General features: G+C 68.4%; 9 protein-coding genes. 3 read left to right on the forward strand and 6 right to left on the reverse strand.

What is annotated here, in order from left to right:
• Positions 1-3 precede the first annotated feature (3 nt).
• From KV106_RS29225 to KV106_RS29245, 5 genes are all read right to left on the reverse strand, one after another.
• Positions 4-855: a hypothetical protein gene (locus KV106_RS29225; RefSeq protein WP_261214340.1), complete on the reverse strand. Its 852-nt coding sequence runs from the start codon at positions 853-855 to the stop codon at positions 4-6.
• Between the two features lie 46 nt (positions 856-901).
• Positions 902-2,368 (reverse strand): HlyD family type I secretion periplasmic adaptor subunit, encoded by a 1,467-nt coding sequence (locus KV106_RS29230; RefSeq protein ID WP_261214342.1) that lies wholly within the window; start codon positions 2,366-2,368, stop codon positions 902-904.
• Positions 2,365-4,584: a type I secretion system permease/ATPase gene (locus KV106_RS29235; protein ID WP_261214344.1), complete on the reverse strand. Its 2,220-nt coding sequence runs from the start codon at positions 4,582-4,584 to the stop codon at positions 2,365-2,367. Before KV106_RS29235 ends, KV106_RS29230 begins: the two co-directional genes overlap by 4 nt.
• A gap of 221 nt (positions 4,585-4,805) precedes the next feature.
• The gene (locus tag KV106_RS29240; RefSeq protein WP_261214346.1) at positions 4,806-7,163 is read right to left on the reverse strand and encodes a cytochrome P450/oxidoreductase; all 2,358 of its coding nucleotides are present in this window, start codon (positions 7,161-7,163) and stop codon (positions 4,806-4,808) included.
• A gap of 26 nt (positions 7,164-7,189) precedes the next feature.
• On the reverse strand, positions 7,190-8,167 hold the full coding sequence (locus KV106_RS29245; RefSeq protein ID WP_093340161.1) for a Bug family tripartite tricarboxylate transporter substrate binding protein: 978 nt from the start codon (positions 8,165-8,167) through the stop codon (positions 7,190-7,192).
• Positions 8,168-8,337: 170 nt separating this feature from the next.
• On the opposite strand from KV106_RS29245, the gene KV106_RS29250 reads away from it, so the two are divergent.
• Entirely contained in the window at positions 8,338-9,189 is an 852-nt protein-coding gene (locus tag KV106_RS29250; RefSeq protein WP_261214349.1) for an IclR family transcriptional regulator, read from the forward strand.
• 115 nt (positions 9,190-9,304) lie between these two features.
• Positions 9,305-10,546, forward strand: coding sequence for a glutamate carboxypeptidase (locus KV106_RS29255; RefSeq protein WP_261214358.1), 1,242 nt, complete (start codon positions 9,305-9,307; stop codon positions 10,544-10,546).
• A 3-nt stretch (positions 10,547-10,549) separates the two neighbouring features.
• On the opposite strand, the gene KV106_RS29260 is transcribed toward KV106_RS29255, so the two are convergent.
• Positions 10,550-11,506, reverse strand: coding sequence for a TIGR03571 family LLM class oxidoreductase (locus KV106_RS29260; protein WP_261214360.1), 957 nt, complete (start codon positions 11,504-11,506; stop codon positions 10,550-10,552).
• A gap of 197 nt (positions 11,507-11,703) precedes the next feature.
• On the opposite strand from KV106_RS29260, the gene KV106_RS29265 reads away from it, so the two are divergent.
• Positions 11,704-13,020, forward strand: a complete 1,317-nt coding sequence (locus KV106_RS29265; protein ID WP_261214374.1) for an MFS transporter — start codon at positions 11,704-11,706, stop codon at positions 13,018-13,020.
• Positions 13,021-13,028 lie beyond the last annotated feature (8 nt).

Raw genomic sequence — 13,028 nt, forward strand, 5'->3', positions numbered from 1 at the left:
GAATCATTCCTCCTTGGGGTAACGACCAAATACCGTTAATGAATATACGCAACCTACACGAATAGTTTTCTGAGTGCTTTCGTCTTTGTCTATTCCAATCGCAATGGAGGAGCCTGGCCCACCGTACCGGCCGGTGTTACTCCATGCGAACATGCCCCAGACATAGGCAGGGGGCCAATAGCGAACATTGGCATGTGGCGAAGTGTCTGCATTGACAAAGCTCCAGCCGGTATAAACCGCCAGGTCGTAGGGATTAAGGCAAAAGCCACTCAACTTGGGGGCGATCTCCAGACGCAATGTCTGTATTCTTTCGCCATTCTCGGCCTGGAGACTTGAGATTCCATAGAAGGATCGAAAAACTTGAGAAAAGTAATGCTCGGTAGGATCCACATAACGCGTCCCACGGACCTCGAATCGCTTGTGCCAAGTCCGTCGATCCCAGAAATTCTCGAGCTGCTGTTCGACAAGAGTTATTCCCATCCTTCGCTGAACTTCCTCAACATTGGGGGCGGGATCGACCATGTTCTTCGGAAACAACGTGATCATGTTGTCGATCAGTTGCTTGAACTCGGGCGGCCAGGTGTCGGCGATGGTGGGGTCCTGCGGCGGCAGCGGTGTGCCTTCGGGTTGCGGTATCAGCCGTGTGGGCGGCATCGGCAGGGGTGGTGCGGGCGTGGCTGCCTGAGCGGAGGGCTCAGCAGCACCCGGGGTCGCCGCCAGCGCTTGCGCCACGGGCGTAAACGCCACCACCAGTGCCATGGCTGCCATCACGGAAGTGGTCTTCACGACCAGCACCAGGACGGCCGTTGCCCGAGTGAGGCGGCGTTGAATCGCAAAAACTTCTTCCATATCCATCGGCCTTTCTATTCAATTGCGTTCTGTTCGGATGTTTTTCACTTTGCTATCTTTCCCGCAAGCTCTCGCTAGTCGCTTTCTCCACCGGACTGAGCAGGAACTCAATAACCCGCCTCTTCCCCGTCTTGATCTCCGCCGTCAGATTCATCCCCGGAGAGAGCTTGATCGGCTTGCCATCCACATCGATGCTGGTGGCGTTGAGGTTCAGCGTCACCGGGAAGATCGCCCCGCGCTTCTCGTCGTTGACCGCATCGGCCGTCACCGTCTTCACCGTCGCATCCACCGTTCCGTAACGCGTGTACGGGAAGGTCTCCAGCTTGATGCGCGCTTCCTGCGTCGGGCTCACGAAGCCGATGTCCTTGTTCTCCAGCGTCACCTCGGCCGTGACCTGCGCGTCGTGCGGCACGATCACCATCAGCGGCTGCGCCTCGGTCACCACGCCACCCTCGGTGTGCGTCACCAGCTGCTGCACCGTGCCGGCCACCGGCGCCTTCAAGGTCGTCAGGCGCTCTCGTTGCCCCGCCTTGGCGAGTTCCTGCGTGCCCTGCTGGCGCTTGAGCTCGGCCGCGGCTTCCCTGGTGCGCAGTGCATTGCGGGTCTCGGCGATGTAGGAGGCCCTGGTGTTCTCGCTCTCGCGCAGCGTCGCGTTCGCCTCGGCCAGCCGCGCGCGCTGGGTGGCGAGGTCGCGCTCCAGCTCGATGCGCTCGCGCGTGCGGTCCTGGTTCGCATGGCTGGACATGAAGCCCTGGTTGGCCAGCTGATGGAAGTCGGCCTCTCTCTGCTTCGCAATCGGCAACGTGGTCTCGAGCTTGGCCACCATCTCGCGCACGGTGGCGATCTCGGCCTGGCGGCGCTGCAGCTCGGCCGCCGCCTTCGCGAGCTTGGCGGTGATGTCGCTCCATTCGTCGCTCAGCTGGAGCTTTGCCGCGGCGACGTCCACCTCGCTCCACGCCGGCAGGTTCGTGCCCAGCTCGGGAGTGCGGGGGGATGAGGCATTGAGCGCCTGCAGCAAGGCCCGTGTTCTTAGCACCTCCGACTGCGCCGACTTCAGCTGTTCGTCGATGCTGGTCTTGTCTGCATTGGCGCTGGTCGGATCGAGCTCGACCAAAGCCTGCCCGGCTTCCACATGGTCCCCATCCTTCACCAGCACCCGCTTGACCACGCTGACCTCCAGCGGCTGGATCAGCTTGGTGCGCTCGCTCACCACGATCTTGCCCGGCGCCACCGCCACGATGTCCACCTGCCCGACGATGGACCACACCAGCGCGATCAGGAACAGTGCGATCAGCGCGAAGGCCAGTCGCCTCGGTGCGGGGTGCACGGGCGTGTCCTGCAGGCTCAGCGCCGCCGGCAGGAAGGCGGCTTCGTCGCTCAGGCGCTTCGGGCCGGCCAGTTCATGGCGATGGCGCCAGGCGGCCTGGAAGACTGCGCCATAACGCCCGAGCAGCTCGACCACCGGATGGCGCACGCTCGGCTGGTTTGCCGCGTCGGTACGCTGGACGGAGGAGGTCATGCCGGCACCTCCATGCCCGCGGGCTTGCTGCCCTCCATGTGCCCACCACCCTGCATGTTCCACAGGTAGGCATAGATCCCCTTGGGCCGATTCAGCAGCGCCTCGTGCGTGCCGCCCTCCACGATGCGCCCCTTCTCCATCACGATGATCCGGTCGGCATGGCGCACGGCGCTCAGGCGGTGGGCGATGATGAAGACCGTGCGCCCCTTGCAGATGTGCGCCATGTTGCGCTGCACGATGGCCTCGCTCTCGTAATCCAGCGCGCTGGTGGCCTCGTCGAAGATCAGGATGCGCGGTTGCGTGAACAGCGCCCGCGCGATGGCGATGCGCTGGCGCTGGCCGCCCGACAGGCTCGCGCCCTGTTCACCCACCACGGTGTCGTAGCCTTCGGGCAGCTCACTGATGAATTCGTGCGCACCCGCCAGTCGCGCCGCATGCAGCACCGCCTCCAGCGGTGCGGCCGGGTCGGCGATCGCGATGTTCTCGCGCACGCTGCGGTTGAACAGGGTGTTCTCCTGCAGCACCACGCCCACCTGCCGGCGTAGCTGCGCCGCGTCGATCAGGCCGATGTCGATGCCGTCGACCAGCAGTCGCCCCTGCTCGGGCGTGTACAGCCGCTGGACGAGCTTGGTCAGCGTGCTCTTGCCCGAGCCCGAGCGCCCGACGATGCCGATGACTTCGCCCGGGCGCACGTCCAGGCTCACGCCGTGCAGCACGGGCGGGGCCTCGGGGCGGTAGCGGAAGGTCAGCCCCTCCAGCGTGACGCGGCCCTTGAGCGCGGGCAGTTGGGCCGCGGTGCTCGGCGGCACCTCGGTGCGGGTGTTGAGGATGTCCCCCAGCCGGGCCATGGAGATGCCGGTCTGCTGGAAGTCGGTCCACAGCTGCGCCATGCGCATGATGGGCTGCGACACGCGCTGGGCGAACATGTTGAAGGCGACGAACTGGCCCACGGTGAGACCTGCACCGGTGGCGTCGTTGTTCATCACGAGGTGGGCGCCGTACCAGAGGGTGGCGGCATTGACCAGCTTGCCGATCAGGTTCACGCCCTCGTGGGCCCAGCTCGCGAGGTTCTGGGTGCGGAAGCTCGCGCTGACGTAGGCGGCGAGCTGGTTGTCCCAGCGCCGCGCGAAGGCCGGCTCCAGCGCGGTGGCCTTGACCGTCTGGATGGCGCCCACGGTCTCCACCAGCATGGCCTGGTTCTCCGCGCCGCGCGCGAACTTCTCGTCCAGGCGCCGGCGCAGGATCGGCACCACCGCCAGGCTCAGGCCGAAGTACAGCGGCAGGCTCACCAGCACGATCAGCGTGAGCGGCACGCTGTAGAACAGCATGATGGCCACGAAGACGACCGAGAACACGACGTCCAGCAGCACGGTCAGGGCGTTGCCGGTGAGGAAGCTGCGGATGTTCTCGAGCTCGCGCACGCGCGCCACGGAGTCGCCCACGCGCCGGGCCTGGAAGTAGGCCAGGGGCAGTTGCACGAGGTGGCGGAACAGCCGCGCGCCCAGTTCCACGTCGATGCGGCTGGTGGTGTGACTGAAGACGTAGCTGCGCAGGCCGTTGAGCAGCGACTCGAAGATGACCACCACCACCAGGCCCACGACCAGCACGTCCAGCGTGGTGAGGCCGCGGTGCACGAGCACCTTGTCCATCACGACCTGGAAGAACAGCGGGCTGACCAGCGCGAACAGCTGCAGCATGAAGGAGATGAACAGCACCTCGCCCAGCAGGCGCCGGTGCTTCACCAGGCTGGGGATGAACCAGGAGAAGTCGAATTTGGCGAGCTCGCCCACGAGGCTGGCGCGGCTGGTGACGAGGATGAGTTCGCCGCTCCAGTGGGTGGCGAAGACTTCCAGGGGTTCGATGACGGGGCGCGCTGCACGTGTCGGATCTGGCGAGGCCGGGTCTTGCAGCAGGACGCGCTGGCCGTCGCACTGGGCGAGGATGACGAAGCGTTCGCTGCCGTCGGGATCACGCAGTGCTGCAAGGGCGGGCAGGGGCGTGTGGGCCAGGCGCTCGATGCCGCTGCGGCTGGATTTGGCCTTCAGGCCCAGGTGGCGGGCGGCACGCAACAGTGTTGCGGTGTCGACGGCTTCCGAAGAGGCCAGGCCCAGTTGGTGGGCCAGCAGGGCAGGGTCTGCTGCGATCTGGTGGAAGCGCGCGAGCGTGCACAGCATCGCCAGAGACGGCGATGCCTCGGATCGCACCTCATCCTCCATGCTGGATATGGCCGCGCTGTCCACGGCCGATGCCGATCTGGCACCCGTTTGGCCCAGTTCTCCCACTTTTCACTCCCTGCACATTCTTGTGCCGGGGACGGTAGCGGAAGATGGATCGAACTACAACGACAGTTCAATGACAAAAGCTCCGGAGCTTTTGACAAGTGTCCTGTAAAGGCCCGTCGGCAAGGTCCTAGAGCCTGAGAACTATCGATCCTCGGTCAAAGCTCCAACACCAACCGCTCCCCCGCACAAGCCCGCGAGCAGCAAGTCATCATCCGTCCATTCGCCTCCCGCTCCGAGCGCGTCAGCACCACGTCGCGGTGGTCGACCCTGCCGGCCAGCACGCGCACTTCGCATGAGCCGCACAGGCCTTCCTCGCAGTCGCTCTGCACGTCGATGTTGGCGGCGCGCAGTGCGTCGAGCACGGTGCGGTCGGCGGGCACGGGCACGACGATGCCCGAGTCCTTGAGCTCGACCTCGAAGGCATGCTCCTTCGACGGATCGAGCGTGCCGAGCTTCGATTCGAAGTGCTCCACGCGCAGCGAATCCTCGGGCCAGGCGGCGCAGCAGGCCTCGAGGGCGTCGAGCATGCGCGCGGGGCCGCAGGCATAGACCTGGGTGCCTTCGCGCGGCGTGGCGAGCAGGGCGGCGAGGTCGCAGCGCCGGCCTTCCTCCTTCGCGTAGACGTGCAGGCGCTCGCCATGCAGCGCCGCCAGCTCGTCGACGAAGGCCATGCGCGCGCGGCTGCGGCCGCTGTAGTGGATCTCGTAGGCCAGGCCCAGGGCCTTGGCGCGGCGCGCCATCGCGGCGATGGGCGTGATGCCGATGCCGCCGGCGATCAGGATCAGCCGCTGGCGGCTCTCGTCGAGGTGGAAGTGGTTGCGCGGGCCGCGCACCTTGAGCTTGTCGCCGGGGCGCACGTTGGCATGCACCCAGGCCGAGCCGCCGCGGCCTTCTTCCTCGCGCAGCACCGCGATCTCGAGCACGTCGGCCTCGGCCGGGTCGCCGCACAGCGAGTACTGGCGCGAGCGCTCGGGCGAGCCGCATTCGATGTCGATGTGCGAACCCGGCGTCCAGCGCGGCACGGGGCGGCCGTCGGGCGTGGCGAGGCGCAGCTTCACCACGCCCTCGGCGACCGGGGTCACGGTCTGCACCACCATCTGGCGCGAGATCGCATGCTTCGAGGGCTCGCCGATGCGCACGGGCACCTGCTGCTGCAGCAGCGCGGCATCGCGACGCTCGGGGTTCCGGGACGGGTCCCATTCGACCCACAGGTGCTCGGGGCCGCGGAACGAGGTGTTGGGCACGTAGCTGAACTGCTGCTCGGCCAGCTTCATGTGCGGCAGGCGGCGCGTGAACTCCTCGAGGAAGATCTGCATCTCCATGCGCGCGAGGTTCTTGCCCATGCACTGGTGCGAACCGTAGCCGAAGGTCAGGTGGTCGCTGGCGTTGTCGCGCCGGATGTCGAACAGGTCGGCATCGGCGAAATGCGCCTCGTCGTGGTTGGCCGAGGAGGTGACGATCAGGAGCTTCGAGCCGGCGGGAATGTCGATGCCGCCGACCTGCACGTCCCTGGTCGCGAGACGGCGCCAGGCCGCGACCGAGCCGTTGTGGCGCAGGCATTCCTCCACCGCGCTCGAGATCAGGCCCGGGTCCTCGCAGATATCGCGCCAGGCCTGCGGATGCTGCAGCAGCAGCTTCATCGCATTGGCCGTGGCGTTGGCGGTGGTCTCGTGCGCGGCCACGATGCCGGCCATCATCATCGAGTGCAGGTAGGAGTCGGTCACGACCTCGGGATGCTCCTTCTGCTTGCGCAGGCCGTAGGGCATCCAGCCCGGCGCGTCGGGGTTCAGGCGCATCTTGTCGAGCACCTTGCCCGCGAACTGCCAGAAGTTGCCGACCGCATGCGCCACCGCCACCTGCTCCTCGGGCTTGGGGCGGCCCCAGGTGTTGACGGTGTGGGCGATCGAGTACTGGCGCAGCGTGTCCATGTCCTCCTCGGGCACGCCGAGGAAGTGCAGGGCCACGGTCAGCGGCACCTCCCACAGCATCTGGTCGACCAGGTCGGCGCGGCCGTCGTCGATGAAGCGGTCGACGTACTCGCGCGCGAGCTGGCGCACCATCGGCTCGTGGTGCTTGAGCGCCTCGGGCGTGAACGGGTCCATCAGCACGCGGCGCCGCGGCATGTGGGCCGGCTCGTCCTCGTTGACCAGCGTGCGGTTGAGCGCGAAGCCGTAGCTCGCGAGCACCGCGTTGGCCTCGGGACCGGTGGGCGTGATCTTCTCGAGCGCGATCGAGGGGCTGAAGGTGAGGTTGTCGCGGAAGATCGCCTTGATGTCCTCGAAGCGCGTGACCACCCAGTAGCCGAGCTTCGGGCTGTAGAACACCGGCTCCTGCTCGCGCGCCCAGCGCACGTATTCGGGCGGGTCCTGCTGGTAGCCGTCCTCGAAGGGATCGAAGTCGGCGGCGCGCCGGCTCACCGGGCAGCCGGTGGGCGAGCGTTCGGCGGACAGGTCGCCGTGCGCCACGGGGCAACCCCCGGTGCGCGCGGCGGCGGCTTCGGAAACGGTGGACATCGAGAAGGCTCCTTCCGCGCGGCGCGTCAGTCCAGGGTGATCTTCAGGTCGCGGATCAGCTTCTGCCAGCGCACGGTCTCGCTGCGCAGCAGTTCGCCGAACTGCGCGGGCGTGTTGCCCACGGGTTCGACGCCGAAGTCCTCGAGGCGCTTGCGCACCGTGGGTTCGTTGATGGCCGCGACCACGCGCTTGTTGAGCGCGTTCACCACCTCGGGCGGCGTGGCGGCGGGCACCACCATGCCGACCAGCGCGGCGGCTTCCACGCCCTTGTGGCCGAGCTCGGCGAAGGTGGGCACGTCGGGCAGCTGCGGCAGCCGCGTGGCGTTGGCCACGGCGATGGCCTTGACCTTGCCGCCCTTGATGAAGCCCGCGCCCGCGGCGAGGTCGACCATCATGGCCTGCACCTGGCCGCCGGCCACGTCGGTGAGGGCCGGTGCCGCGCCGCGGTAGGGCACGTGCACCATGAACAGGCCGGCTTCGGTCTTGAGCAGTTCCATCGCCAGGTGGTGCGGGCTGCCCGCGCCGGCCGATGCGTACGAGAAGCTGCCGGGCTTGGCCTTGGCCTGGGCGATGAAGGTCTTGGCGTCGGCGATGCCGCTGGCCGGATTGACCACCAGGATCATCGGGAAGCGGCCCATCAGCGTGACCGGCGCGAGGTCCTTGGTGGGGCTGTACGACAGCGACTTGTAGAGCGAGGGGTTGAACACCATGGTGCCGTTGTCGGCCGACAGCACGGTGTAGCCGTCGGCCGCCGAGCGCGCGGTCTCCGCGGCCGCGATGGCGGTGTTGCCGCCGGGCTTGTTGTCCACCAGCACCGGCTGGCCGGCCTGCGTCGACAGCGTCTGGCCGATGGTGCGCGCGAGGAAGTCGGAACCGCCGCCCGCGGCGTAGGGCACGAGCCAGCGGATGGGTTTGGCGGGGTAGGCAGCGGCCTGGGCGAAGGCGGTGCTCGTGACGGCGAGCGCGGGGAGGGCCAGCAGGCAGCCGGCCAGGAACTTCTTCATCGTGTCTCCTGGTTTCTAGGGTTCTGGGAAGCGCAATCCGGGGTCAAAATCCGCGACGGCGAGTTTTGCGTAATGATTGTACGCATAGCGTAAATCGCGAGGCAAGCCCTGGTGCCACCGTACTTACCATCGGGTGCCCCCACTTTTTTCGAGAACGAGACGATCAGCACATGGCTTCCACCCCGAAGAAGAAAGCGCCCGCCGCCGCCGCCAAGCTGCCCGCCACGCCCGCGCCGCGCGAGCGGCGCCAGCGCGTGCAGTCGGCCGAGACCGGCATGGCGGTGCTCAAGGGCCTGGCGCGCATGGGCGGCAACGCGGGCCTGTCGGGCCTCGCGGCGCACGTGGGCGAGAGCCCGGCCAAGGTGCACCGCTATCTCGCGAGCCTGGTGCAGGAAGGGCTGGTGGCGCAGGACGTCGATTCGCAGCGCTACCGGCTCGGCCCCGAAGCCATCAACATCGGGCTGGCCGCGATGCGCCAGTCCGACCCGGTGCGCGCGGCCGAGCCCGCGCTGGTGCGGCTGCGCGAAGGGCTCGAGGTCACCTGCTTCGTCGCCGTGATGGGCAACAAGGGCCCGACCGTGATGCGCTTCGAGGAGCCGGGCCTGCCGGTCACGGTCAACGTGCGCGCGGGCTCGGTGATGTCGATGCTGTGGTCGGCCACGGGCCGCGCCTTCCTCGGCCTGCTCAACGAGCGGCGCGTGCGCGAGCTGGCCGAGCAGGAGCTCGCCGCGGCGCCGCGCGAGATGCGCGCGCAGCTCGACGCGAAGCAGCCGATCGAGGCCCTGCGCGCCGAGGTGCGCGCGCTGCGCTGCGCGGTGGTGCGCGACACCTACCTGCGCGGCATCAGCGCGGTGGCGGCGCCGGTCTACGACTTCACGGGGCGCGTGTGCGCGGTCATCACCGCGCTGGGCGCGAGCGGCGGCTTCGATCCCTCGGCCGATGGCGAGATCGCGACCGCGGTGCTGCGCGAGGCGGCGGCCACCAGCGAGGTGCTGGGCCATGTCGCGGCGAAGGAATGCTGAACCGCGCTTGACCCGCGCGCGATCCCGGCGATAGGCTGCGCCCGCGCGGCGCAAGGGAGTGCCGCGCCTCCTCGCGGAGCCACCAGCCATCGTCAAAGAACGGACAACAAGACTTATGAAGACTTTCGCCTTCCCCTTCCTTCGCACCCCGGCCATCGCGCTGGCCTGCGCGCTCGCGTTCGCGGGTGCCGCCTCGGCGCAGCAGCCGAACCAGGCCGTGCTCGACGCCGCCACGCAGAAGAAGGAAGAGACGCTCAAGCTGCTCGAGCGCCTGGTCAACATCGACTCGGGCTCGACCAATGCCGAGGGCCTCGAGAAGGTCCGCACGCTGGTGGTGGACGAACTGCGCCAGCTCGGCGCGCGCATCGAGACCTTCCCGGCCGAGCCGCATCCGGGCAGCAACGTGGTCGCGACCTTCACCGGCACCGGCAAGAAGAAGATCCTGATCCTGGCCCACATCGATACCGTGTTCAAGGACGGCACCGCCGCCGCCAAGCCCTTCTACGTGAAGGACGGCCGCGCCTACGGCCCGGGCGTGATGGACAACAAGGGCGGCGTGGTCGCAGGCCTGCAGGCGCTGAAGATCCTGCAGCAGCTGGGCTTCAAGGACTACGGCCAGCTCACCTTCCTGATCGACACCAACGAGGAGACCGGCTCGGTCGGCACCAGCGCGCTGATCGAGCGCGTGGCGAAGCAGCACGACGTGGCGCTGAACCTCGAGCCGGGCCGTCCGGCCGACGGCCTGGTGGTGGAGCGCAAGGGCTCGGCCACCGCGCTGATCGAGGTCAAGGGCCTGGCCGCGCATGCGGGCGTGGCGCCCGAGGCCGGCCGCAATGCCGCGATGGAGGTGGCGCACCAGGTGCTGCAGCTGTCGAAGACCGCCGATGCCGCGAAGAAGACCACCGTCAACTTCACGGTGCTGACCGCCAACGGCCCGACCAACGTGATCCCCGCCACCGCGAGCGCGCGCGGCGACGTGCGCGCCGCCACGCCCGAGGAGCTCGATCGCGTCGAGAAGGACCTGCAGCGCATCTCGCAGAACAAGCTGATCCCCGACACCGAGGTCAAGGTGCGCCTGATCCGTGGCCTGCCGCCGATGCCGCGTTCGCCCGCTTCCGACAAGCTGGTGGCGACTGCCGAGGGCATCTATGCCGAGATCGGCAAGAAGCTCACCATCGAGAGCAGCGGCGGCGCGGCCGATGCGAGCCTGGTGGCCGGCGTCGGCGTGCCGGTGCTCGACGGCTTCGGCATCGTGGGCGGCGGCATCCACACGCCCGAGGAGTACGCCGAGGTCGAGAGCATCGTGCCGCGGCTGTACCTGCTGTCGCGGATGCTGATGGCGTTGAGCGCGAACTGAGGTTCAGGCCGCTGCGCTCTTCAGACGCGGCAGCACCTCGCGCCCGAGTTCCTCCACGATCTCGCGCGCGTCGCGCGGTCCACGCGCGATATTCATCAGCACGTGGGCCACGCCCGCATCTTCCAGCCGGTCGAGGTAGGCCACCAGCGCGTCGCGCCCGGTGCGCAGCCCCAGTTCGATCGGCTCGGCCGGCGCATCGGCGCGCTCGAGCAATTCGAGCTGCAGCGACTGGATGAAGGGCTTGGCCTCGCCACCCGCGCGCTCGCGCAGCGCGGTCTGCCACAGGCCGATGCGGCCCTGCTGCCGCGCCTCGTCGCGGTGGTAGGTGGCCCAGCCGTCGGCATGGGCCGCGGTCCATTGCAGCGACTGCCGCGCCGACCCCACCACCACCATGCCGATGCGTTCGGCCGGCGCCGCCATCAGCTCGTGGCCCGCCGTAGCCTCGCGCAGCACGGCGCGCTCGGCAGCCAGCGGCGCGAGGGCCGAGCGCACCAGCGTCCAGCGCTCGCGGAAGGTCTCGGCGCGCCGCGCGATGTCCTCGCCGAAGATCGCGAACTCGGCCTCGCGGTCGCCCGAGCCGAGCCCGAGGATGAAGCGCTCGCCCGACAGCCGGTTCAGCGACAGCGCGGCCTTGGCCAGGTGCAGCGGCTGGCGCAGCGGCAGCACCGCGGCGGCCGTGCCGAGCGCGATGCGCTGCGTGGCCGCGGCCAGCGTGGCGAGCCAGAGGAAGGGCTCGTCGAGCGGGGCCGTCGGCATCATCCGCTCGCCCTGCGGCGCGAGCACCGGCACGTCGCGCGTCCACAGCGCCGCGAAGCCCAGTGCGTCGGCACGCTGCGCGAGATCGCGCTCGACGGCGAGCTCGGCCATCGCGTCGTCGGGGCGCGCGATCGGTGTCATGAGGCCGAGCGTGAGTCGGCCGGCCTGGAGGGTCTGCTGGTAGGCGCGGTTGAAGGAGGGCATGGCGGCAGGATGAGACGAAGGAAATGATCGCATGCGCATGCCGCCCGGCGCGCCATGGGGGCATGGCGAGCATCTCGATCGGAGATGCGCCGATCTTCAATCCATATGAATCTTGCGCGTAAACCCGCTGCGGCGCCTTCGCGTGCCGCCGCGACCATCGGCGCACCGAATTACCAGCACAGCGAGACACCCACTCCATGAACACGAGCGCGATCACACGGCCCCGGGCAGCGGCGGCGCAAGAGGACGGCGGCGCCGATGCCGTCTACCGCAAGGTCGGCTGGCGGCTCATCCCGCTGCTCTTCGTCTGCTACATCGTGGCCTACCTCGACCGCGTCAACGTCGGCTTCGCCAAGCTGCAGATGCAGGGCGACCTGCAGTTCAGCGAGGCGGTGTACGGCCTGGGCGCGGGCATCTTCTTCATCGGCTACTTCCTGTTCGAGGTGCCGAGCAACGTGGTGCTGCACCGCGTGGGCGCGCGCCGCTGGATCGCGCGGATCATGATCACCTGGGGCCTGCTGTCGGCCGGCACCATGTTCGTGAGCTCGCCGATGTCCTTCTACGTGATCCGCTTCCTGCTGGGCGCGGCCGAGGCGGGCTTCTTCCCCGGGATCATCCTGTACCTGACCTACTGGTACCCGGCCGCGCGGCGCAGCAAGGCGACCTCGCTGTTCCTCGCGGCGATCCCGTTCGCGGGCATCCTCGGCGGCCCGATCTCGGGCTGGATCCTGCAGGGCATGGGCGGCGTCAACGGCTGGGCCGGCTGGCAGTGGCTCTTTCTGCTGCAGGGACTGCCGACCGTGGCACTGGGTCTGGTCGTGTGGCGCTACCTCGACGACCGCGTGAAGGACGCGCAATGGCTCAGTACCGTCGAGCGCGAGCTGATCGCGCGCGACATCGCGGCCGAGAACCAGGGCAAGGCCGAGCCGCGCATCCTCGAGGTGCTGGGCAACGGCCGCGTCTGGCTGCTGGCGCTGGTGTACTTCGCCTACACCTCGGGCCTGTACGGCATCTCGTTCTGGCTGCCGAGCATCATCAAGGCGATCGGCGTGAAGGGCGCGCTCGACATCGGCCTCTTGAGCGCCATCCCGTGGACCTTCGGCGTGATCGCGATGTACCTGATGGCGCGCAGCGCCGACCGCCGGCTCGAGTACCGCTGGCACAGCGCGCTGGCCGCGATCGTGGGCGCGATCGGGCTGGTGCTCAGCGTGGCCTTCCACGGCAACGCGGTGCTCGCGATGGCCGGGCTCACGCTGGCCACCATGGGCATCATGTCGACCCTGCCGATCTTCTGGGGCATGCCGACGGCGTTCCTGGGCGGTGCGGCCGCCGCCGCGGGCATCGCGCTGATCAACTCCTTCGGCAACCTCTCGGGCTTCAGCGCGCCCTTCCTCATCGGTCTGATCAAGGACGCGACGCAGAGCACCGACGCGGGCCTGCACATGCTCGCGGGCCTGCTGGTGGCGGGCGCGGTGCTGGTGCTGCTGGCCAAGCCGGCCGCCGCGCGGCGCTGAGTCTTCGT

Source organism: Variovorax endophyticus (assembly GCF_025376855.1).
Classification (GTDB): domain Bacteria; phylum Pseudomonadota; class Gammaproteobacteria; order Burkholderiales; family Burkholderiaceae_C; genus Variovorax.

What these genes read in the sequence shown, in the direction of transcription:
- KV106_RS29255 (WP_261214358.1), top strand. Translation starts at nt 9,305, where the DNA reads ATGAAGACTTTCGCCTTCCCCTTCCTTCGCACCCCGGCCATCGCGCTG.
- KV106_RS29235 (WP_261214344.1), bottom strand. Translation starts at nt 4,584, where the DNA reads ATGGAGGATGAGGTGCGATCCGAGGCATCGCCGTCTCTGGCGATGCTG.
- KV106_RS29245 (WP_093340161.1), bottom strand. Translation starts at nt 8,167, where the DNA reads ATGAAGAAGTTCCTGGCCGGCTGCCTGCTGGCCCTCCCCGCGCTCGCC.
- KV106_RS29260 (WP_261214360.1), bottom strand. Translation starts at nt 11,506, where the DNA reads ATGCCCTCCTTCAACCGCGCCTACCAGCAGACCCTCCAGGCCGGCCGA.
- KV106_RS29240 (WP_261214346.1), bottom strand. Translation starts at nt 7,163, where the DNA reads ATGTCCACCGTTTCCGAAGCCGCCGCCGCGCGCACCGGGGGTTGCCCC.
- KV106_RS29230 (WP_261214342.1), bottom strand. Translation starts at nt 2,368, where the DNA reads ATGACCTCCTCCGTCCAGCGTACCGACGCGGCAAACCAGCCGAGCGTG.
- KV106_RS29225 (WP_261214340.1), bottom strand. Translation starts at nt 855, where the DNA reads ATGGATATGGAAGAAGTTTTTGCGATTCAACGCCGCCTCACTCGGGCA.
- KV106_RS29265 (WP_261214374.1), top strand. Translation starts at nt 11,704, where the DNA reads ATGAACACGAGCGCGATCACACGGCCCCGGGCAGCGGCGGCGCAAGAG.
- KV106_RS29250 (WP_261214349.1), top strand. Translation starts at nt 8,338, where the DNA reads ATGGCTTCCACCCCGAAGAAGAAAGCGCCCGCCGCCGCCGCCAAGCTG.